This is a genomic window from Lysinibacillus sp. FSL R7-0073 (assembly GCF_038009065.1).
Lineage (GTDB): Bacteria > Bacillota > Bacilli > Bacillales_A > Planococcaceae > Lysinibacillus > Lysinibacillus fusiformis.
Window position 1 is genome coordinate 288299 of record NZ_JBBPAS010000001.1, and the last position, 21786, is coordinate 310084.

Sequence of the window (21786 nt, forward strand, 5' to 3'; positions counted from 1 at the left end):
TACTTATTCCAAAGCGATTATTCATCACTCAATTTGCTATGTAATAAGTACAATTTAACGGCTGCAGCTAGACGCTCATAAAATACATAGTCATTATCTACAGGTACTACTAACTGACGGATTTTAGCCATGCGATAGCGGACGGTATTGGGATGACAATAATGGTCAACAGCCACTTCTTTTATGTTTCCTTTTTTTGTAATATAGGTTTTGGCCGTTTCCAATAAATCTGGGTCTGCCTTATCATCGAGTAAAGGTGCTAAAAAGGAAGTGACATAATCCATCGCAAATGTAGGATCTTTACGATACAGCTCTATTAATAAACGATCTGATGCAAGGGACTTATAATGGCAGCTTGGTACCTTATCAATTTCAGCAAAAATACTAGCAAAATAGGCTTCTCGCAAAGCAGTTGAAATTCCTGTTTGTGTGTCGTACCAATTGCTATAGCCAAAGGTGAATGCTTCAGTAGGGAAAGCATTTAATGTTAGCCATTCATGTATAAACCTCTCAACCTGAAACTGCTGAGATGGGTGAGTTATAATCAGAAAAAGACTTTGCTTATAGGAGCAAATTAAACCTGATTTTAATAAAGGCTCCATTGATAAAAAGTTTTGCTTCCAATCACTTTGAGATAAACCTTTTCCCCGTAGATTAGCGACAAATATATACTTGTCAAAAGGTCTATCAATTTGCTGTAAAATCGACTTTAGCTGCTCCTGTGCAAGATCCTCCTCCATTAATCTTCGTACAATTGTTTCTAAAAAGAACGAGTAATCCTGTGTTTTAGCATAAGCCATCGTTTCTAAAATGATTTTTTCAAAAAACTCATCTCCACCAAATCGAAGGATAGGAAAATTACGTTCTTCCGCATAAGTTAAAACCTCTTCTGGTAAATCTTTATAAATAACAGGTTTATAGGCTAAGGCACTTGCGCCTAGCTCGATCAAGCTTTTGACGGCATTTAATAAATACTCAGGCTTTTGCTTTGCAAATAATAGGCTACTTAACACAACACTGTTTGGCGTGAATATCGTATCTCGCACATGATGTATATCTGGGGAGAATTCAAAGTCGAGTATTTCTACGTTGTGAACAGCTTTATGCAAACCGCTGTGACCAGCAACAACGATAAAATTTTTTGTAATGGGTAGTTGTAAAAAGTTCTCTACATTCATGAATGGATCATTGCCTTTCTTGTAGTAAGCTATTATCTTCTATTATAAAAGTACGCCCCAATAAAAAACCATAAGTTTGAAAAGATTATACATACAATGAAAAAATCTGCTCCTAGTGAGCAGATTTTTCAATGTTATTTATAGATTAAATAGTAGAAAAAATATTAGGCTTTCTATTTTTTAATGGGTTTGTTTGTTCGATAGCATACCCAACATTTAAAATTCGACCTTCTTTAAAGGCAGGACCAATAATTTGTAGACCTATTGGTAAATTTCCTTTAAAGCCGCAAGGAACTGAAAGGGCAGGTAAGCCTGTTAAGTTACTTGGACCTGTAAAACGAATAATATTATCAATTAAATCTACTTTTTTACCATTTAGCTCAGCGAAATCATCACCAATGGTATTTGCCACAACAGGTAGAGTAGGGGTAATAAGCACATCTACTTGATTAAAAATTTCGTTAAACTCCTGCTTAATTTGACGACGTACCTGCTGTGCCTGTAAGTAATCAACTGCAGAAGGTAGTTCCCCTAGCTCAAATAATAACCGGATATCGTCTCCGAATTCTTGAGGTCTCTTTTGTAAATCAGAATGGTGTATAGCTGCTGCCTCTGAAAGGGATGTTACAAGCTCTGCCCATTCTGCGTATTGTAAGGATGGGATTCGCACTACTTCCACTTTAGCACCTTGATTTACTAAACTTTGAATGCTCGCTCGAACAGCCTTTTCTATGTCAGCATCTACGTCTTTAAAGAAGTAGTCCTCATTAATGCCGATGACTAAATCCTTACTATTGCCTGAAATTTGCTGCACGTAATTGTCAGTAGGTACATCTATGCAAGTAGGGTCTCGATGATCAAAACCAGAAATGACTTCCAGCAAGCCTGCTGCATCCTTTACTGTCTTTGTCATTGGGCCGATATGGTCTAAGCTCCAAGCAAGTGGGTAACAGCCATATTTACTTACACGACCATGTGTAGGCTTTAAGCCAACGATACCACAGGCAGAAGAAGGGATTCGAATCGAGCCTGCTGTATCCGTTCCTAGTGAGGCGACACTTGCACCTGCCGCAACAGCGGCACCAGAGCCACCACTAGAACCACCAGGAATCTTATCTAAATCCCAAGGGTTGCGAACGGGTCCGTAATGAGGATTATTATTAGTAATTCCCCAAGCATATTCATGCATGCTTAATTTTCCAGTGAAAATAACACCAGCGTCACGAAGTTTCTCTACTACTGTTGCATCATAATCTGAAATGAAGTCCTTATGAATTTTGGAGGACATCGTTGTTATTTTATCTTTAAAATATAAGTTATCCTTTAAGGCCATAGGAATTCCATGATACATTCCTTTATATTGCCCTTGGAGAATCTCTTTTTCTATTTCATTTGCTTGAGACAATGCTTCTTCTCGATAAAAGGCCATATAGGCATTAATCTTAGGCTGGCTTTCCTCAGCAAAATCTAGAATAGCCTTTGTAAGCTCCACGGGAGATAAAGCCTTCGATTGTAGTAAAGGCGCCAGTTCTTCAACGGATTTTAAATGTAAATCAGTTGTCAATGTGATCACCTCCAGGAATGCTGCGTACAGCGATATCCGCGTCATCAATCGCAATACCTTCTAGGTGGCTACGAAGTGACTGCATACCTTCCCAGCGTGTTTTTAATAGTTCAAGGTGCTCAGGTTTCGGTGTAATTCCTTTGTTCTCCAATAATTGTTGAATAGACAAGCTCATTAACAAGATCCTCCCTTGAATGGTTTTATTATCTAAATAGGTTTCCCCACAAAGACCAATATCGTCAATCACAAATAATTATGATAGGTAATATAATCCTATTATTACAATCATACACTAATGGTGGTTTATATAAAATAAATAATTCTTAATAGAATGAATATTGTGAAATAAGTACGATTTAATAGATAAGAATAAAAGCTTACTACTCGGAAAGAAATATTCAGAATTCTAGTGCTGGAGCTTGCTCTTTTTACATGCGATTCACAGTCTATTTACAATCGAAGCGTACAATGAACCATAATAACCAATTGAAGAGGTGCAAGCATGGAGTCAGCTGTGGAACAAAATATAAAAACTAATAATGTTTTTTCTTTATTAAAATATTTATACGGGCAACATCAACAAAATACGTTATATATAAAACGTTTAAAAGCATTGAAGCAAATTATTCAACAAGGTTCTTTACATACATACTTTCAGCCTATTGTGGATTTACAGACAGCGCAAACAATTGGATTTGAAGCTTTAAACCGTCCAATACCCTCGGAATTGTTTACAAGTGTCGACCAGTTTTATGAGTTTGTAGGACAAACAGATTGTGTATTTTTATTTGAATGTTTTTGTAGAAATCTTTCTTTACAACGTTTCAAGGAACGTATGCACAATGATTTAGTGGATAAAAACCTTTTAGTGTTTCTTAATATACATCCGAATGTATTATTAGATAAAAAATACCATAGTGGAGAGACGCTACAATTATTAAAGGAACTCGGCATTAAGCCACAACAAGTAGTTTTTGAATTAACTGAGCGTAGTGCTGTTATAGATTTTGTTGAGTTTGAACGTGTATTATCACATTATAGATCGCAGGGCTATCGTATTGCGGTAGACGATGTTGGCTCGGGCTATAATAGCTTGAAAACACTTATTTATTTAAAGCCAGAATTTATTAAACTAGACCGTTCATTAATTCAATGTATTGATCAGATTAGTGAGCAGCAGCAGCTTGTTACATTGCTAATGAAATATGCCGAGCAGGCCAAAACTAAAATTATTGCTGAGGGAATTGAAAGACAGGAAGAGCTTGAGTATCTACATCGTATCGGTATTCACTATGCGCAAGGTTATGCGATAGGAAAGCCCGCAAAGGAAATACATTTGGGGAAAATAAGGGTGGGTGACCATGAAGATTGGGGAAGTCATTGAAAAGGTTCCATGTATTGATGAATTTGTGAAAAATAAAGAAGTAGATGTACTTTTTACGAGTAATCCTTCATTACGTAGTGTTGTTGTAGTTCGTGATGAAAAACCTATTGGGCATATTACACGTACACATTTCTATCAAAAAATAGGTACTCAATATGGCTATCATTTATTTATGGGACGGCAAAATCAATTAATCATTAAAGAAAATCCTTTAATTGTAGATCGGAATATACCGATTACTGAGGTTAGTACTCAAGCAATGTCTAGACCTCCGGAGGATTTATATGATGATGTGATTGTCACTAAAAGTGACGTATATTATGGAATGGTTAGTATAAGGGAGCTTCTGTTAAAGCTCGTCGACACACAGGTGGCTATTGCTAGCTTTTTGAATCCACTAAGTAGTTTACCAGGTAATCAATTAATTAATGAAAAGCTTGAGGAAGCGTTAAAACTTCCACAATATAGTTTAATATATTTCGATTTAGATCATTTTAAATCCTATAATGACACATATGGCTTTAATAAAGGGGATAAAATCCTACTTTATTTAACAGATATACTTAAAAGACATATAAGTGAGGTAGGTGATTTTTTAGGGCACATTGGTGGCGATGACTTTGTAGCGATTTTGCCCGATTATGACGCTGCTTCGATTTGCCAAAGAATTATTGATGATTTTGATGCAAATATTTTGAGCTTTTATGAATTAGAGGATCTCGAATATGTGCAGGTAGCAAACCGAGTTGGAAAACTGGAGCCATTAACATGTACTACTTTATCCGTTGCAGTTATCACAAATGAATTTCACTATTTTGACTCCGTAGAACAATTATCTAATGCGGTGACACACGTGAAAAAACAGTGTAAAAAAATTACTGGAAGCTGTTATTTGATTAATAAACAAGAAACCTACTTCGTTCATTGAACGATGTAGGTTTTTGTTAATGTTGGTGGCTTTTTGGGTATTAATTTTGTAACCACTGGGATCATGACCAATTAAAGTGATAATGTTGTCACCAATTAAAGCAAGGGAGACTAAAATATTTTAAAGAAGTCTCTTTAAAATAATTATTTTACGTTTCGAGGGAATAATGAATGGCAGCAAATCGTTTTTATTTTATGAAATTATTAATCTTAATAAAACATACTTGAATTATAGGGATTATAGGTATATAATTCGATTACATTATTATAAAACACCTTAGGAGGCATTCCATTGTCGAATTTACAAATCATTCTTAACGTAGCAGTTCTGCTTGTGTTCGTTGGAATTTTATATGTGATGAATAAAAAACACGTGAAGTTTTCGAATCGTGTTTTTGCAGGTCTAGGTTTAGGGATTTTGCTTGGTCTTGGACTTCATTTTATCTACGGTATTGATTCTGAAGTTTTAGCTAAAACAACATCTTGGTACAATATTATAGGTACTGGGTATGTTAAATTATTACAAATGGTAGCAATGCCATTAGTATTCATATCTATTCTTATTGCCTTTACAAAAATGAAAATTGGCAAAAATTTTGGGAAAATGGCTGCTCTTATTTTAGCTATTTTAATTGGTACGACAGCTGTTTCGGCAGCGGTAGGTATTCTTTCTGCCACAGTATTTGATTTAGATGCAACACACATTTTACAAGGTGAAGCGGAGACAGCTCGTGGGCAATACCTTGAGGAAAAAACGACTGGCTTAGCAGCACCTGATTTACCAACGCAAATTGTTGAGTTATTCCCAGCTAATCCATTCCTTGATTTAACAGGAGCTCGTTCAACTTCAACAATTGCTGTCGTAATTTTCTCAGCATTCCTTGGCTTTGCTTATTTACGTGTAGCACGTAAAGATGAAGGAACAGCAGCAACTATTAAAAAAGGATTAGATGCTATTTATGCCCTTGTCATGGGTGTTGTAACAATTATTTTACGTTTAACACCATACGGGATTTTAGCTATTATGGCTCGTACTGTAGCAACATCTGATTTCGGTGCCATCTATAATTTAGGTAAGTTTGTGATTGCCTCTTATGCAGCTTTAATAATTGTATTCTTAGTACACTTATTAATCTTGACATTAAGTGGATTAAACCCAATTACGTATGTGAAAAAATCTGCGGAAACATTATTATTCGCCTTTACTTCACGTTCAAGTGCTGGTACTTTACCGATGAATATTAAAACGCAAACAGGTCGTCTTGGGGTATCTGAAGGTATCGCCAACTTCTCAGGTTCATTTGGTTTATCCATTGGTCAAAATGGCTGTGCTGGTGTATATCCTGCCATGCTAGCGATTATGATTGCACCTACAGTAGGCATTAATCCTCTTGATCCTGTGTTCATTATTACGGTTATTGCAGTAGTAGCAGTTAGCTCATTTGGTGTAGCAGGTGTTGGTGGTGGTGCAACATTTGCAGCGATCCTTGTACTATCAGCTCTTGATTTACCAGTTGCCCTTGCAGGTGTATTAATCTCAGTTGAGCCTTTAATTGATATGGGACGTACAGCTTTAAATGTAAGTGGTTCAATGACAGCTGGTGTTACAACAGCGCGTATTACGAAAGAATTGGATACAGAAATGTATAATAATAAAGAATTAGGTGCTCAAGTATCAGACCTATAAGATAGAAGAAAGAACCCCCTTTAAAGGTGAAACTTTAAAGGGGGTTGTTTTATATGATCTTTACATAAAAATCTTTACCATTGATTATTTCAGTAATCTCAATATTAAAGTTTTCTTTATAATACTCAAAAATATTGTAGGCTAAACCGGAGTGTCCATTTAAATATGTTCCTTTTTTAATCTCCTTACGAGGGTTATGAAAATCAAAATATAAGCGGGAATCCCTACTCATTGTACTTAAAATGGCTAGAAATTCTTGTTCTTCAATATGAATGCCACGCGTATAGCTACACTCTCTGCGATACGTATCATGAGTAATATTTATCGGAGAAGCTTCAAAAATTACTTCGATTTGTTTCTTCAAATGTGACAGCTCCTTTCGAATTGTGATCAAAAAGTTAGCTACAGACAACCTATTTCATAATACTAGTATATAATTGTCGGAAAATTATAGCAATTAATTTCTACCAATCTTGTTGCTGTATTTCCTCCGCTATAATTTGTAAATCATAGGCATTGATTGTCAAAAGTGAATAGTCATGAGACTCCATAAATTTTTCTGCCAGGCGTTTGATATATTTTGGAGAGCCTTCATTTTCTTCATCATAAATTAATAATAGTCCATCTGTATTTTGAATAATAAATTTATCCTTCTCAATAAATTGCCAAGGAGCTTCGTACGGTTTTTTCGTAATGCTTGTGACGAAATCTGCTCGGGCAATTATGGTTTGGTATTTTTCTTTTTTATGGTCCTGCCAATTTTTCTCTTGTTCTAAAAAGGGTGTGATAACTGCATATTTTAAATGAGGAAATTCCTTTTTTAGCGTCCATACAACTTCAGCACTCCAAGATTCTACACCTTGTTGGCCGCTAATAATAACCCATTCGAGCCCTTCATCAAGTAGAAGACGTAGACGGTTTTCCAATGCCTTTTTAATGATACTAATCCCAGGATGTTTATCATTAAAAATACCAAGTTCATGTGGCTTATAGCCTGTAATCATTATACGCGTTAACAAGAAAATGCCCCCTAAGCTGTATGGTTGTAGTAATAGTATACAGTAGGGGGCAAGGAAAACGAATGCCGATATTAACGATTAAAATGCAATAGTGTTAAAATTACTGCTACAGCCGCACAAATACCTAAAAACCACCACGAGTCTGTAAAGTCTTCTTTAGAGTCACTATTCATATGAAATAATTCCTTTCTTATATAGTAGTTTGTAGGAGTCTTACTTCACCTGACCAGTCCACGACCAATTCGTCCATACGCGTAAGACTGTTTCAAATGGGCCGCGTTTAAATTTCTTTAAATAGGCAAGGCTGAGGACACATTGTAGGCTGTAAACAACGATACCGAATAAAATACCGCCAAAGACACCTAACTTGCCATATAATCCGAGACCATAACCGTAAAAAACAGTTGTACAAATAATAGTTTGTAGTAAATAATTGGTTAAAGATAATTTTCCCACGCTCTCGAATGCAGGAGCAAGGAGTTGTACAGGGCGTGTTTGATAGATTAAAGCTGCAAGGCTGACATAGCCGAGTGCTAATAGTTGAGATCCGCCCATCAATAAGATGGAAGAAAAATTACTTTCTATAAAACTTACACTTTTACATGCGAGACCTATAGGAACTAGGAGTGCCCCTAGCTTATACCACTTTACTTCCTCGTCCATTTTCACAAAGGCTTGCTTTTTAGCGAGTGCCATACCGAAGAGGAATAGGGGAGCATAAAACATTGGCGCAAAAATTAATACAATAAAGATGAAGGAAGGGTCCTCCATTCCAGGTACTTCTGCATTTGCTCGGAAATCAAAAATTTCTAAGTAGCTTCCATTAGCATAGACATCATCTGCTTGTTCAATGTAAGTATCTAATTCCTTTTGTTCCTTTTTAGTTGCCTCCATAGAACCGTATGTTAAAGCTGTCGTAAGGACAAATAGAATACCCGCCCATATAAACAAAGTTTTAGGTTTACGATTAATAAAGGGAATTAAAAATAAAGTCATACAACCATAAGAAAAAAGAATATCGCCTTCCCATAATAAAATGGAATGTAGTAAACCAAGGGCAATTAAACCAGTTGCCCGACGTAATACTGACCAGCGGCTTTTATTTTTTTTTCTTCGAATGGATTCAATTAATTTAATAAGCGAGAAGCCGAATAAAATAGTGAAGATTGGCATAAAGGAGCCTTCAATCACAATCTTTACAAAATATAAAGCTCCATTATCTAAGGTAGAAAGATCTTTTAATTCATCTTTGCCATACATCCCAAATTGGAATATCAACAAATTCGCCATTAAGATGCCAAATAAACTAAACCCACGCATTGTATCAATGAAAGTAACACGATTAGTTGTCATTGCGTTTTATCTCCTTAATTGGTTATCTTATACATAGAATAGTTGAGAAAGCTTATGGTGAAATAATGACTACCTTAAAGTAATCTTAAAAGTAGGTGAGGATATGCAGAATGCATCCATATTAGTATTAGAGGATGAACGTGCGATTGCTGAAATGATTGATATCATTTTAAGAAAAGAAGGAATGACAAGTATTACATTATGTAACACGATAGAAGCAGCGAAATCCGAAATTTATGCTAAAACATTTGATTTTTATCTTTTAGATATTATGCTGCCAGATGGTAGTGGATTAGAAGTGGCCAATATTATTCGGGAAAAAAGCGATGCTCCTATTTTTTATTTAACAGCTAAAAGCAGTGACGCCGATAAACTTCGTGGTTTTATGAATGGTGCAGATGATTATATTACAAAACCATTTAACCCACTGGAACTTGTTGCAAGGGTGAAGGTACAGTTAGCACGTTACATGAAGAAAAAGCAAGTCACAGAAAATCATCTTTTTACATGTAGCCGTTTTACATTCGATATTGATGCAGCAGAAATCACTGTTGATGGGGTAAGGGAAATCATTAGTGGTCGTTTGTTTCATTTATTGAAATATTTATGTGATAATGCCGGGCAAGTTTTATCTAAGGAACAAATTTACGAGCGTGTATGGGGAGATTGTTTGTTTGATGATAATACAGTAATGGTACATATACGAAAACTTCGAGAAAAAATTGAAAAGAATCCTGGAAAGCCTACCTGTATTATAACGGTCAGAGGTATTGGTTATAAGCTTGTTGGGGATGTTTCTTCATGAAGCCAGCAGGGAAATTAACGCTTCGTTTTGTATCTTATTTCATCATATTTTATTTATTAATTATTTCAGGCTTTATTATGAGCTTAGTGTTTTTTGCGATCTTTATTAATGATCGTGTAGGAGACAATATTCATGTCATGAGCTCCTTCGAAATTGAGGACGATGCTGTCGTCGAAAAAGGAGAATCCATTAAAATTGCCGATTATTTAGTAAAGCGTGCTGAGGAAAATGCAGGTCAACTTTACTTATTTGATCAGTCCATGACCATTGTAGATTATACAGGGGAAAGTTGTGAATTATGTGGAATGCCTGATAGCGAAATTTTTGCATTAAAACAGCCTGGTATGCACACATGGGAACTTCCAAAGTATTATTTGTTATTTCTACCGATTTCTCCTGTTCAACCACTATTTGAGGAGGCTCTTGATAATTGGTTAGCCACAGGAGCAATTTCAGACGTGACACTACAGCGTTTAAAAGAACATAAAGCTAGTGTTGAACTTTATGATACGGAATGGAACCGGACGGACATCGTAGGAAAGCGTTACGAAGAGCTGAAGAAGCCCCAACTGGTCGAGGAGAAATATGACATTTTCGAGCATGAGGAACTTAAGCAAAGCTCAACCTTAGCGGATGGTTCCACATTTGTTGTTCGCATGCCAAATCCATCCTATAAACCATTTGAAGAGCCCTTCAATAAGGCAATGATTTTATTTGTTTCCGTTTTCTTTGGTGGGCATATTATTTTATTATTGGGTGTTATCTTTTTATCGATTAGTATTTCGCGACAATTTGTACGACCACTTGTTTATGTCATATCACGCATTGAGCGACTAACCCAATTCGATTACAGTGAAATAAGTGATAAGAAAATCCATCATAAGAAAACAGGGAAATTGAAACGGAAATTTAGATTATTTCAGCCTGTAGAGGAGTCCTTAAACCATTTATCTGAGCGACTTGATTCAAATGAAAGGCAAATTAAGCAATCGGAGCAGTTACGTGAAGAGTGGATTACAGGTTTATCGCATGATTTAAAGACGCCTTTAAGCTCTATTTATGGCTATTCCACAATGCTTGCCTCGGAGGATTATGAGTGGACAAAGGATGAGATGCGTATTTTTGCACAAACTATGCAGGAAAAGGCAACATATATGGATGCGCTTATACAAGATTTAACGTATACGTATCAGTTAAAAAATAAAGCCATACAGCTTGATAAGGTATTACTGCCGTTGACAACATGGTTAACACAATTTGCAGATGAACAGGTAAGCGTAAAGGTTTATGGTGATGTGATGCTGCAAGCAGATGAACTTTTGCTCAAGCGGATTATGGATAATTTAATAACCAATGCGAAGAAATATACACCTGTAGGCACGAAGGTAATGGTGGAAGCGCAACATACTGGTAAAGACGTGATGCTAACAATCGCTGATCATGGTCCTGGCATTCCTCAGGAAGAGCTCGATAACCTATTCGAACGCTATTATCGTGGAACTAACACTACAGATGATACAGCAGGGACAGGATTAGGACTAGCCATTACAAAACAGCTCATAGATCTCCACAATGGCACCATAAGTGTGCGTTCAGATCGTGACGGTACGGTATTTATTTTAAAATTTCAATGTCATTGAAAAGAGGTATCAAAATCCACTTTGATACCTCTCAGACTGGAGACAACTCGATGAATTTTGAGTTTGCCTACAGTCCTTTTTCAATAAACAATGAAATAAAGTAAATCCATTGTTTTCCACTATGGGCAGGGTCGAGCTGTTTCCCCAACTCCGTTCAGTCCAGGATCTCGCCTACTATCGATTTTTCATTTACCTATCCTTGAGTAGAAAATTTCTATTCTGCATAGGGACGTCCTAGTATTGAATCTATCGTTCTCTTCATCGGTAATTTACCCAATATTGAAAATGACAAAATCCACCGAGAGTGAACTTCTCGATGGATTTTGTCTACAATCTGAAAGAGGTATCAAAATTAACTTTGATACCTCTTTTATTATTGTCTATTTTTATTGCAGCGCTCAGCTGGTCGCTCAACTTTTACATAACGCCATAGACTATTAGCGATATCACGGGCTTCTGCGACATGTTCTGTTCCAACGAATGCCTTACGAAAAGGTGTAAGAAGTGATTCGATGATAAAGAGCTTTGGATTTTCGCGTTGAAGCTCTTCTAATAAGAATTCCGCATACTCCAAGCCTTCCACTGTTTCATTGTTCGTTAATCCTTTGGCAAAGCCATGTAATTGATCAATGACCATATCTTTTGTAACGGTTTTATAATTCACTACATTTTGAATAGTATTGATCATTTCAACGCTAACGATGATTTCTTTCGATTCAAGCATAGTAGGTATAATAACGCTAATATTGCGCAATGCTACACGTACAATGGCTTCTCGATTGATATATTTATTATAGTCAGCAATAAAAACTGCGCGCAATGTGAGGTTAATCATTCCAAGTGTTTGCACAGCACATTCATAGCTTATTGGGCTAATCTCTTCACCAAAGACTTGAACAAGTCGATTAGCTAACCATTCTAATTCCTGTAGGTGGTAGTTAATAATAATTTTTTTCAGTTCTTTATCTCTTGAATGGAAGATCGATTCAAAAATTTGAATTAAATTATGTTCACGATTGACGTACATGAGAACAGCGACTTGCTGTGTTAATACTTCTAAATCTGTAGGATCTTTCCCATAAATAAGTTCATGTCGACGATTACTTGCTTCCTCACGTCCTTCATCTAAAATTGCGATTAAGCATTCGTTCTTCGAAGAAAAATGATTGTAAAACGTCCCCTTTGAGATTTTAGCATCATGGATGATGTCGTTAATCGATGTATCTAGAAATCCTTTTTCAATAAAAAGTGCACGCGCAGCTGTAATAATCTGTCTTTTTCTTTTGTTCATGACCTCACCTTTTTTAAAATATTATACTCTTATTCTACAACATAAACGCTGATATATCAACGTTTATAAAAAATATAAACTTATTTGTTGAAAAAAGTAGACTACGAGTATAAAATAAGTTTTATCGAAAAACACAAGAAAGAATTGAGGGATATAAATGAATAGTGAGCAGACAATGAAGAAGCCCCCTTATGGCATGATTGCTATATTATTTGTGGGTGCTTTTGTTGCTTTTCTTAACAACACATTGTTGAATGTGGCATTACCAACAATCATGAAAGATTTTGGGATCACATATTCAAAAGTACAATGGCTCGCAACAGGTTATATGCTAGTAAGCGGTATTTTAGTTCCTGCTTCAGCATTTTTTGTGACACGCTTTAAAAATAGACATTTATTTATTGCGGCGATGTCCATCTTTACTATTGGTACAATTATGGCAGGCTTCGCTCCTAACTTTGACATGCTATTAGCAGGTCGTATGGTGCAAGCAGCCGGAGCATCTAGTATGTCACCACTGTTAATGAATGTTATGCTAACTAGCTTCCCGAAAGAGAAGCGTGGGGCAGCAATGGGGATCTTCGGTTTAGTTATGATCATGGCACCAGCAATTGGACCGACATTATCAGGTTATATTGTTGAGCACCATGATTGGCGTATGCTTTTCCAAATGATTATTCCATTTGCGATTATTAGTTTATTATTTGGTGTTTGGAAATTAAGAAACGTGATGGAGACACGTGAAGTTCACTTAGATTTCCTATCAGTACTTTTATCAACAGTTGCATTCGGCGGTATTTTATACGGTTTCAGTACAGCAGGAGATAAAGGCTGGTCAAGTCCTTGGGTATATGGCACAATTTCAATTGGCTTTATTGCCTTAATTATTTTCATCATTAAACAATTAAAAATGGATCAACCATTACTGGAATTACGTATTTATAAATACCCAATGTTTGCATTAGGGTCTGTTATCTCTGTTATTGTTTCGATGGCAATGTTCTCAGGGATGATTTTAACACCAGCTTACGTACAATCTATTCGCGGTATTGAACCTTTTGAAGCTGGCTTAATGATGCTTCCAGGAGCGCTTGTAATGGGGATTATGTCACCAATTACTGGTAAGCTTTTCGATAAGTTTGGTCCACGTATATTGGCCATTATCGGATTAACGATTACAACAATCGCTACATTCGGTTTAACAAAATTAGAAATTGATTCAAGCTATACATTTATCGTATCGATGTATACAATTCGTATGTTCGGTATGTCGATGGTAATGATGCCTATTATGACAAACGGTTTAAACCAATTACCACAAATTATGAATCCACATGGTACGGCTATTAACAACACATTACAGCAAGTATCAGGAGCAATTGGTAGTGCGATTTTAGTTACATTCATGAATAATCGTACAAAAGCCAAAGCTGAAGAATTAATTGTCGAGGCGAAAGCAAATGCGGCACAAGCAGGTGCAGCACCTACCGCAGAGCAAATGCAACAAATGCAAGATCAAATTATGCAAACTGCTTTATTAGATGGTATTACACACTCATTCTTAATTGCAGCTGGTATAACAGTGATTGCAGTCGTGCTTGCATTCTTCTTAAAACGCGTAAAGGTTGAAAGCGCAGCAGCTTCAATGGATTTGAAAAAACCAACTAAATAGTGAAGAACTCTCTATTAAGTAAGCAATTACTTGGTGGGGAGTTTTTTTATGTAAAAAAAAATTTTAAGATTGAAGTAATTTTTTATCATTTTATTTTATATGATAATACTAATTTACAGAAAATTTAGATAGTTTAAAATTGTGGGGTGTTCATTTGGTAGATGCCTATATAAATGAATTAGTGCGAAAAAAGGAAATTCCAGGTGCAGTATTGATTGTTCAACAACATCATAAAAGAATTTTGTCTCGTAGTTACGGGGCTTTTACAGCGCAGGATGGAAGCAAACAACCCATTTTGAGCCATACATTATTCGATGTAGCATCATTAACAAAAGTAGTGGCAACGCTACCAGCTACTTTACTGCTCTTGAGTCGACAACAAATGACTGTGGACGATAAAGTTCAAACATACTTACCGAATTTTAAGTATGCCAATATAACCATTCAACATTTATTACAGCACAATTCAGGTCTACCAGCAGACTTAATGCCAGTAGTGAAGAGGCATCATCAACGCGACATAATGACAGAGATATTTTCCAGTAAAGTAGTGTTTCAGCCAGGCGAGCAAGTACTCTACAGTGATCTAGGTATGATTTTATTAGGGAAAGTAATTGAAAAAGTATCAGGAAGGTTACTTAGCCAATTCGTTGAACAGGAAATACTGAAGCCTTGGGGGATGAAGCATACTCGCTTTCAATTACCGGACCATCAACAGGAACTAGCGGCATCCACAGAAATGGTGGGTGGTAAATTTGTTCAAGGAATTGTCCATGATGAAAAGTCCCTGCTGTTGGAAGGTGTGGCTGGTAGTGCTGGTCTATTTTCATGTGCGGAAGATTTAGCGAAGTATGCAGAAATATGGTTAGGTCTTACACAACAAGATGTTCTTCCATATAGGTGGCTAGAACTTGCTCATACGAAGACATTCCGGAATAGGGGACTTGGTTTTGAAGTGTGGAATGGCAACTACTCATCGTCTTGTTTTGCTAGGAGGTGGAGTAAGGGGTCATTTGGTCATACAGGCTTTACAGGCACAAGTATTTGGATGGATCCTGTTGAAAAGGCCTTTGTTATTTTCCTGACGAATGCAGTTCATTATGGAAGGAATACAAATATGAGAAGTATTCGGGAAAAGCTTCATACGTTGATCTATGAAAAATTACTTATATGAAGGGTGGATTAGTTGATATGAAACAAAAGAGTAAATGGTTATGGCTATTTCCATTATTATTCGTTGTAGCTTTAGTGGGGTGTACCTCAAAAGAGAAAACAACGGTCTCAACAACACCTGATAAAGAAGAAGGGGAGAAAACGGAAGAGATTTCTCTCACGATAGGAAGTTGGCGTACTGAAGATGTGGCAAAATATGAAAAAGTGATTGCTTTATTTAATGAACAACATCCCGAAATACACATTTCCTTTAATCCGACTAAAAATACAGAGTATAACACTGTTCTCAATACAGCACTACAGGCTGGGGAAGGCCCAGATATTTTCCACTTACGACCTTATGCGGCTGGATTAAAGCTTGCTGAAGCAGGATATGTAGAGAAAATAAATGGTTTAAACGGTTTAACTTCGTTTCCTGAAGAGGCTTTACTAGCATCACGTGATGAAGGTGGAAATCAATATGGGATACCGATCAATTTGAGCTCAACGCAATTTTTCTATAATAAAAAAATCTTCAAGGATAATAACCTCGAGATACCGACTACTTGGGAGGAGTTTATTGCATTAAATGATCAATTGCTTGAAAAGGGCATTACACCAATAGCAATGGGTACTAAGGAAGGGTGGTTATTATCATTACTGCATGGGATTGTTGGACCAGCGATTTACGAAGGGAATGATTTCTACAAAGCAGTGCTTGCTGGAGAAAAGGATTTTACAGATGCTCAGTTTATAGAATCAATACAAGTAATGAACGACTTAAAGAAGTATTTTCCTGCTAATTCAGAAGGCTTAGGAATGGATGATATACGTACTTTGTTTGCATTAGAGGACGCTGCTATGTTCCCGTTAGGTAGCTGGGAAATTCCTGTTGTATTAGAAATGAATCCTGATTTAGATTTAGGGTATTTTCCTATTCCATCTAAAGGAGGTCAAAAAACAGTGACGACTTGGGTGGATGGCTCATTTGCTATTAATGCAAATTCGAAAAATATAGAGGCTGCCAAAGTATTTTTAGAGTTTTTAACAACAAAGGAATTTGGTGAGTTGTTTGTGAAGGAGTTTTCCATGATCAGTGCCATACCTGATATTACCTCTGACGATGCCCTATTAAATGAGATTAGTAAATCCACTGCAAATGAAGCTACACCATACATGTGGGTGACTAATTTTACGGGTGGGGATCCAACAACAAAAAGTTTACTTGAAAGTGAATTACAAGGTATGTATTTAGGTCAGGTAACGCCTGAAGAGGTCGCTACAAAAGTACAAGAAAACGCTAAAACTTGGTATACGCCATTTCAAAAATAAATAATGCTCCTAAAGGAGGCTGTTCACCATGAGGGAATCTACAGCTTCACCGTTATCAAAAAGAAAATCATGGGCAAGGTGGTCTATCCACCTTTTCCCTATCCCTGCAATTATCATTTATGGGATGTTTGTGCTTTATCCAATTCTGGCGGCTTTATCCTATAGTTTTTTTGAATGGAAGGGGATGGCGCGTGGGGACTTTATTGGCTTCCAAAACTTCGTGACGCTTTTCACGGCAGAACCTTATGGCTCCATGTTTTGGAATGCCTTCAAACATAATGTTCTATATTTTATTGTGCAAATGATGGTCATGAATGGTGTAGCTTTCTTTTTAGCATTTATTATCTACCAAAAAATTAAAGGTGCTGAATTTTTCAAGGCAGCCTTTTTTCTCCCGCGAGTATTATCCGTAATTGTCGTGGGTTTTTTATGGAAGCTGATTTTAAACCCTAATTTCGGAACCTTAAATGTCCTTTTAGAGAAATTAGGTTTAGAGACGTTGCAAAAGGCTTGGCTCGGTGATCCTGGAACAGCTTTGATTGCAATTATTTTAGTCAATTGTTGGTTTGGGCTAGGATTTGGCGTTTTAATATTTTTAGCTGGGTTCCAAGGTATTCCCAATGAATTGATTGAGGCTGCGAGACTAGACGGTGCAAAGGGCTTCACCTTATTACGTACGATTTATTTGCCTTTAATGGTGCCATCGATAATGATCATGGGCATTTTAACATTTATTCAATCCTTTGAGGCATTTGAACTTGTTTACGCGATGCAAGGCTCTATGGGAGAGCCTTATTATTCTACAGATACTTTAGCAGTGTTTTTCTATCGCTTAGCATTTGGTAGTTCTACAGCTTCCGGTGCGACAGCTATTGGCTTGGGGTCTGCGCTAGCGACAGTACTGTTCCTATTTATATTAATTTGTACAACGCTATTTTTACGCTTGGCCAATAAAAAAGACGTCCAAATGTAAGGGGGAAGTATATGAAGCAAGGGGCCATTTGGGTTCGACCATTCTATTATCTTGTTGTGTTTACAGTGGCGACAATCAGCTTATATCCTATATTGTTAATGATCTTGTCCTCCTTTAAGAAAAGTGTGGATATTTATAAGGATCCATTAGGCTTGCCATCTAGCTTTAGCTTAGATACTTACCGCACATTATTGTCTAAAATTCCATTCACCACATATTTTATGAATAGCCTATTTGTCAGTATTGTATCTGTTGTACTGATTGTTGTTGTTTGTTCATTGGCATCTTTTTATATTGCACGCTTTAAATTTTCTTGGAATCATGCTTTATTCTTTATTTTCTTATTAGGCATGATGATCCCAATAAAATTAGGGATCGTCCCTCTTTTCATTTTAATGCGTGATTTAGGACTAATTAATTCTTTGTGGTCTTTAATTTTAATGAATACAGCGACAGGTATACCTTTATCTATACTCATACTAACAGGCTTTTTTAAAACGATGCCGTCTGAATTGGAGGAGGCTGCCCGTATGGATGGGGCAGGAAATCTAAGGGTCCTTTGGTATGTTGTTTTGCCATTAATGCGACCTGCACTAGGAACAGTCGTAATTATCAATTTTATCGCAGCATGGAATGATTTTTTCTTCCCGCTTATTTTTATTACCGAAAAGTTGAAACGGACAATCCCGGTCGGAATGATGTCGCTGTTTGGGGAACATTCAGCTGATTGGGGCTCACTATTTGCTGGACTGACATTAGCATCATTGCCAATGATTCTATTATTCTTTATTGCTTCAAAGCAATTTATGGAGGGGCTGACGGCAGGTGCCATTAAATAAGCAATACATTATTGGAGTCGATGGTGGGGGAACGAAAACCCGTGTGGTAATCGGCACAAAAAAAGGAAATATTCTCGCCTTTATGGATGGAGGCGGCACGAATATAAAGTCAACTCCATTCCATGAGGTAAGGCAACAAATTCAACAGTTACTAGATAGCCTAATACTAAAGATAGGTGCTACAAAAAGTGATATTTCAACGATTTTCTTATGCGTAGCAGGAGGGGATCGTCAGGAGGATATAAAACGCTGGAAGGCGTGGATAGCTCCTATGTTCCCTTCAGCTTCCTGTAAGGTTACTGTTACTGTCACTAATGATGCAGTGGCGGCACTTACTAGTGGGACGTTTACGCGGGAAGGGTTAGTAGTTATAGCGGGAACAGGCTCAATTGTTTATGCCGTTCAACAAAATTCCATTAGTCGTATGGGGGGATGGGGTTATCTATTGGGAGATGAGGGAAGTGGCTACTATATTGGACAAGAGGCATTGCGTACCATTACTCGTCAATATGATGCTTGTGGTTTATATGAGGATGCCTTTTCTAAAGCTGTTTTAGAGCGTCTAGCACTAACAAATCCTACGGAGATTATTACACTAATTTATGAGCAATCGCAGCCACGCATATGTATTTCCTCTATTGCTAGGACCGTATTACTTTTAGCTACCCAAAATAATGAGATAGCGAAGAGGATTGTTGACCGTGCAGTTACCCATTTAGTTCAACTTCTCCAAATGATGTTTAGAAAAGAACCACAGGTGAAAAAATTCCCAATTGTTACTTGTGGGGGATTATTCGAAAATCAATACTTTGCTCAATGCTTTCAAGCAAAATTGCAACAATCTACTATTGATAATCAAATCATTCAGCCTGAAGTACCACCTGCTATTGGTGCTTTTATAAATGGGCTCTTTAGTGAAGGAATTCCAATGACAAAGGCTTTACAACAAACAGTAAAGGAAACTTGGATGAGTGTAAAAAAATCGAATGGAGGGATTTGATTTCGATGGAGCGAATGACAAAACTGACGACTGAGGAGTATCATCCAGACACAACCAATTTAGATTTAATGTCCATTACTGAAATTGTAAGGCTAATGCATGAAGAGGATCAAAAAATTCCACAGGCTATTGCCAAAGTATTACCTGAAATAGAACAGACTATTATGGCTGTTGTACATGCGCTAAAAAATGGCGGTAGATTGTTTTATGTAGGGGCAGGGACAAGTGGGAGAATCGGGCTGTTAGATGCCGTTGAATGTCCACCAACATTTAGTACTTCGCCTAAGCTAGTGCAAGCCATATTAGCGGGTGGGTCGGAGGCAGTAATGATCGCCATAGAAGGGGCAGAAGATGATTTATCTTTAGGTCGGCAAGAATTGGAGAAACAATGCTTAACAAATCTAGATATAGTCATTGGTATTGCGGCAAGTGGTAGAACTCCTTTTGTCAAGGGAGCTTTAAATTATGCTCAGCAAATAGGAGCAAAAACGATTAGCTTGGTCAGCAACGCTCGTTCTACCATTAGCGAAAATGTAGATATAGCTATTGAGGTTATTACTGGTCCAGAAATTCTAACCGGTTCCACTAGACTAAAGGCTGCAACAGCCCATAAACAAATTCTCAATATGATTACGACCTCAACTATGGTCAAGCTTGGTAAAGTTTATAAAAATTTAATGGTGGATGTTCATGCTAGTAATTTTAAATTGCGAGAACGTGCCAAGCAAATTGTTTGTGAAGTGACAGGAGTATCGTATATTCAAGCTGAGCAAGTTTTAGAGCAAACCAATTATCAAGTAAAACTGGCTATTGTCATGTTATTAACAAATACAGTGTTAGAAGAAGCGACAGCATTACTCGCCCAATCCGAAGGGCATGTCCGTAGAGCAGTAGAATTACGTAAGCTTTGAAGAAAGAGGTGGATGGAACTGCTCCATTCACTTTTCCGTGAAGGCTACATACTAGAGGTGGGGATGGACGTATGGAAAAAATAAATGCGGGTTTAATTATGCTATCAGAAATGCGTGAGAAGCTGCCCCCTTCCGAAAAAAAGGTGGCGAGCTTTATTTTAGAGCATCCCACTCAGGCGATTAAAATGACCGCTGTAGAGTTGGGGGAGGCAAGTCAGACAAGTAGTGCAGCTGTTATACGACTATGCAAATCTCTGCATGTCAGCGGCGTTCAGGAATTAAAATTGCGTATTGCTGGTGATTTACAGCGTAAGAACACCGTCGACAGAGATATAGAGGCAAATGAGCCGTTACAATCAATTGTAGAGAAGGTGACCTTGCAAAGTAGTGAAATTTTGACACAAACGGCTAATTTAATAGATAAGGCTGAATTAGAACGTGCTGTATCAGCTTTAGCAAATGCTAGAAGAATTATTTTTTTTGGCGTAGGTGCTTCTGGCATTACTGCAATGGACGCAGATCAAAAGTTTTTAAGGATTAATAAGCATAGTAAAGTATTCATGGATTTACATTTAGGAGCTACAGCGGTCGTCAATGCGCAGGAGGGGGATGTGGTAATCGGGATATCCTTCTCTGGGGAAACACACGAAGTGGCCAAAATCCTTGAAATAGCGGGCCAAACTCCTGCTACTACCATAAGTTTAACGCGTTACGGTAATTCATTAGTATCGAGTTTAGCCGATATTTGTTTATATGTGTCACCGAATGTCGAAGCGACCTTTAGAAGCGGTGCCACTTCCTCTCGTCTTGCCCAGCTTCTTGTCATTGATATTTTATTTATGGGAGTAGTGACCAGTGCCTATAATCAGACAATTGATTATTTAGATGAGACACGAACAGTAATTCAAGGACTGCATAAAAAAGTTGCTAAAAGAAAATAAAGTAGAACGAAGACGAGTTCTTAGCATCGTCTTCTTTTTTGTTGCTCTGTCACAAATGGAGTGTTGGTACAGAAAAAGTCTACCCGTTATAGAAGTTCTTACGTTTCAGGGACAAAAA

General features: G+C 37.1%; 20 protein-coding genes. 13 read left to right on the forward strand and 7 right to left on the reverse strand.

Annotated elements, in window-relative coordinates:
* Nucleotides 1–17: 17 nt before the first annotated feature.
* The 3 genes from MKY88_RS01400 to MKY88_RS01410 form a co-directional block, all read right to left on the reverse strand.
* Nucleotides 18–1178 (reverse strand): PucR family transcriptional regulator, encoded by a 1161-nt coding sequence (locus MKY88_RS01400; protein WP_340812860.1) that lies wholly within the window; start codon nucleotides 1176–1178, stop codon nucleotides 18–20.
* Nucleotides 1179–1323: 145 nt separating this feature from the next.
* Nucleotides 1324–2742: an amidase gene (locus tag MKY88_RS01405; protein ID WP_193830731.1), complete on the reverse strand. Its 1419-nt coding sequence runs from the start codon at nucleotides 2740–2742 to the stop codon at nucleotides 1324–1326.
* On the reverse strand, nucleotides 2732–2917 hold the full coding sequence (locus MKY88_RS01410) for a hypothetical protein (protein WP_069479796.1): 186 nt from the start codon (nucleotides 2915–2917) through the stop codon (nucleotides 2732–2734). The genes MKY88_RS01405 and MKY88_RS01410 overlap by 11 nt, the downstream gene beginning before the upstream one ends.
* A 327-nt stretch (nucleotides 2918–3244) precedes the next feature.
* Between MKY88_RS01410 and MKY88_RS01415 the strand changes: the two genes are divergently transcribed.
* The 3 genes from MKY88_RS01415 (at nucleotide 3245) to MKY88_RS01425 (ending at nucleotide 6740) form a co-directional block, all read left to right on the forward strand.
* Nucleotides 3245–4126, forward strand: a complete 882-nt coding sequence (locus MKY88_RS01415) for an EAL domain-containing protein (RefSeq protein ID WP_069479797.1) — start codon at nucleotides 3245–3247, stop codon at nucleotides 4124–4126.
* Nucleotides 4104–5054 carry a GGDEF domain-containing protein gene (locus MKY88_RS01420; protein ID WP_340812861.1) on the forward strand — a complete coding sequence of 317 codons (951 nt, stop codon included), beginning with the start codon at nucleotides 4104–4106 and terminating at the stop codon, nucleotides 5052–5054. The genes MKY88_RS01415 and MKY88_RS01420 overlap by 23 nt, the downstream gene beginning before the upstream one ends.
* Before the next feature lie 291 nt (nucleotides 5055–5345).
* Nucleotides 5346–6740 carry an L-cystine transporter gene (locus tag MKY88_RS01425; protein WP_054612744.1) on the forward strand — a complete coding sequence of 465 codons (1395 nt, stop codon included), beginning with the start codon at nucleotides 5346–5348 and terminating at the stop codon, nucleotides 6738–6740.
* Between the two features lie 49 nt (nucleotides 6741–6789).
* Here the strand turns inward: MKY88_RS01425 and MKY88_RS01430 are convergent, their stop codons facing one another.
* From MKY88_RS01430 to MKY88_RS01440, 3 genes are all read right to left on the reverse strand, one after another.
* Nucleotides 6790–7104, reverse strand: coding sequence for a hypothetical protein (locus MKY88_RS01430; RefSeq protein ID WP_069479799.1), 315 nt, complete (start codon nucleotides 7102–7104; stop codon nucleotides 6790–6792).
* A gap of 100 nt (nucleotides 7105–7204) precedes the next feature.
* A complete protein-coding gene (locus tag MKY88_RS01435) occupies nucleotides 7205–7744 on the reverse strand; it encodes a DUF1273 domain-containing protein (RefSeq protein ID WP_170844185.1) in 540 nt (179 codons plus the stop codon).
* A gap of 228 nt (nucleotides 7745–7972) precedes the next feature.
* Entirely contained in the window at nucleotides 7973–9112 is a 1140-nt protein-coding gene (locus tag MKY88_RS01440; RefSeq protein WP_328205323.1) for a DUF418 domain-containing protein, read from the reverse strand.
* A 103-nt stretch (nucleotides 9113–9215) separates the two neighbouring features.
* Between MKY88_RS01440 and MKY88_RS01445 the strand changes: the two genes are divergently transcribed.
* Both MKY88_RS01445 and MKY88_RS01450 read left to right on the forward strand, forming a co-directional pair.
* Entirely contained in the window at nucleotides 9216–9917 is a 702-nt protein-coding gene (locus tag MKY88_RS01445) for a response regulator transcription factor (RefSeq protein WP_328205321.1), read from the forward strand.
* Entirely contained in the window at nucleotides 9914–11557 is a 1644-nt protein-coding gene (locus MKY88_RS01450) for a sensor histidine kinase (RefSeq protein WP_328205320.1), read from the forward strand. Before MKY88_RS01445 ends, MKY88_RS01450 begins: the two co-directional genes overlap by 4 nt.
* A gap of 373 nt (nucleotides 11558–11930) precedes the next feature.
* Here MKY88_RS01450 and MKY88_RS01455 read toward each other — a convergent pair whose 3' ends face one another.
* A complete protein-coding gene (locus MKY88_RS01455; RefSeq protein WP_069479804.1) occupies nucleotides 11931–12848 on the reverse strand; it encodes a TetR/AcrR family transcriptional regulator in 918 nt (305 codons plus the stop codon).
* 157 nt (nucleotides 12849–13005) lie between these two features.
* Here MKY88_RS01455 and MKY88_RS01460 point away from each other — a divergent pair, with 157 nt between their 5' ends.
* The 8 genes from MKY88_RS01460 (at nucleotide 13006) to MKY88_RS01495 (ending at nucleotide 21668) form a co-directional block, all read left to right on the forward strand.
* Entirely contained in the window at nucleotides 13006–14520 is a 1515-nt protein-coding gene (locus MKY88_RS01460) for a DHA2 family efflux MFS transporter permease subunit (protein WP_008179562.1), read from the forward strand.
* Nucleotides 14521–14674: 154 nt separating this feature from the next.
* Nucleotides 14675–15694, forward strand: a complete 1020-nt coding sequence (locus MKY88_RS01465; protein ID WP_328205319.1) for a serine hydrolase domain-containing protein — start codon at nucleotides 14675–14677, stop codon at nucleotides 15692–15694.
* Nucleotides 15691–17004 carry an ABC transporter substrate-binding protein gene (locus tag MKY88_RS01470; RefSeq protein ID WP_328205317.1) on the forward strand — a complete coding sequence of 438 codons (1314 nt, stop codon included), beginning with the start codon at nucleotides 15691–15693 and terminating at the stop codon, nucleotides 17002–17004. Before MKY88_RS01465 ends, MKY88_RS01470 begins: the two co-directional genes overlap by 4 nt.
* Nucleotides 17005–17032: 28 nt before the next feature.
* Nucleotides 17033–17977, forward strand: a complete 945-nt coding sequence (locus tag MKY88_RS01475) for a carbohydrate ABC transporter permease (protein WP_328205315.1) — start codon at nucleotides 17033–17035, stop codon at nucleotides 17975–17977.
* Between the two features lie 11 nt (nucleotides 17978–17988).
* The gene (locus MKY88_RS01480) at nucleotides 17989–18816 is read left to right on the forward strand and encodes a carbohydrate ABC transporter permease (protein WP_258269847.1); all 828 of its coding nucleotides are present in this window, start codon (nucleotides 17989–17991) and stop codon (nucleotides 18814–18816) included.
* Nucleotides 18803–19816 carry an N-acetylglucosamine kinase gene (locus MKY88_RS01485; RefSeq protein ID WP_069479808.1) on the forward strand — a complete coding sequence of 338 codons (1014 nt, stop codon included), beginning with the start codon at nucleotides 18803–18805 and terminating at the stop codon, nucleotides 19814–19816. Before MKY88_RS01480 ends, MKY88_RS01485 begins: the two co-directional genes overlap by 14 nt.
* Before the next feature lie 5 nt (nucleotides 19817–19821).
* On the forward strand, nucleotides 19822–20727 hold the full coding sequence (murQ, locus tag MKY88_RS01490) for an N-acetylmuramic acid 6-phosphate etherase (protein ID WP_340812862.1): 906 nt from the start codon (nucleotides 19822–19824) through the stop codon (nucleotides 20725–20727).
* A gap of 71 nt (nucleotides 20728–20798) precedes the next feature.
* Entirely contained in the window at nucleotides 20799–21668 is an 870-nt protein-coding gene (locus MKY88_RS01495) for a MurR/RpiR family transcriptional regulator (protein WP_340812863.1), read from the forward strand.
* Nucleotides 21669–21786: the final 118 nt, after the last annotated feature.

Excerpts from the sequence above, each read along its gene's own strand:
- MKY88_RS01470 (WP_328205317.1), top strand. The coding sequence starts at position 15,691 with ATGAAGGGTGGATTAGTTGATATGAAACAAAAGAGTAAATGGTTATGG.
- MKY88_RS01445 (WP_328205321.1), top strand. The coding sequence starts at position 9,216 with ATGCAGAATGCATCCATATTAGTATTAGAGGATGAACGTGCGATTGCT.
- MKY88_RS01420 (WP_340812861.1), top strand. The coding sequence starts at position 4,104 with ATGAAGATTGGGGAAGTCATTGAAAAGGTTCCATGTATTGATGAATTT.
- MKY88_RS01440 (WP_328205323.1), bottom strand. The coding sequence starts at position 9,112 with ATGACAACTAATCGTGTTACTTTCATTGATACAATGCGTGGGTTTAGT.
- MKY88_RS01400 (WP_340812860.1), bottom strand. The coding sequence starts at position 1,178 with ATGAATGTAGAGAACTTTTTACAACTACCCATTACAAAAAATTTTATC.
- MKY88_RS01450 (WP_328205320.1), top strand. The coding sequence starts at position 9,914 with ATGAAGCCAGCAGGGAAATTAACGCTTCGTTTTGTATCTTATTTCATC.
- MKY88_RS01455 (WP_069479804.1), bottom strand. The coding sequence starts at position 12,848 with ATGAACAAAAGAAAAAGACAGATTATTACAGCTGCGCGTGCACTTTTT.
- MKY88_RS01410 (WP_069479796.1), bottom strand. The coding sequence starts at position 2,917 with ATGAGCTTGTCTATTCAACAATTATTGGAGAACAAAGGAATTACACCG.
- MKY88_RS01495 (WP_340812863.1), top strand. The coding sequence starts at position 20,799 with ATGGAAAAAATAAATGCGGGTTTAATTATGCTATCAGAAATGCGTGAG.
- murQ (WP_340812862.1), top strand. The coding sequence starts at position 19,822 with ATGGAGCGAATGACAAAACTGACGACTGAGGAGTATCATCCAGACACA.
- MKY88_RS01435 (WP_170844185.1), bottom strand. The coding sequence starts at position 7,744 with ATGATTACAGGCTATAAGCCACATGAACTTGGTATTTTTAATGATAAA.
- MKY88_RS01415 (WP_069479797.1), top strand. The coding sequence starts at position 3,245 with ATGGAGTCAGCTGTGGAACAAAATATAAAAACTAATAATGTTTTTTCT.
- MKY88_RS01460 (WP_008179562.1), top strand. The coding sequence starts at position 13,006 with ATGAATAGTGAGCAGACAATGAAGAAGCCCCCTTATGGCATGATTGCT.
- MKY88_RS01480 (WP_258269847.1), top strand. The coding sequence starts at position 17,989 with ATGAAGCAAGGGGCCATTTGGGTTCGACCATTCTATTATCTTGTTGTG.
- MKY88_RS01475 (WP_328205315.1), top strand. The coding sequence starts at position 17,033 with ATGAGGGAATCTACAGCTTCACCGTTATCAAAAAGAAAATCATGGGCA.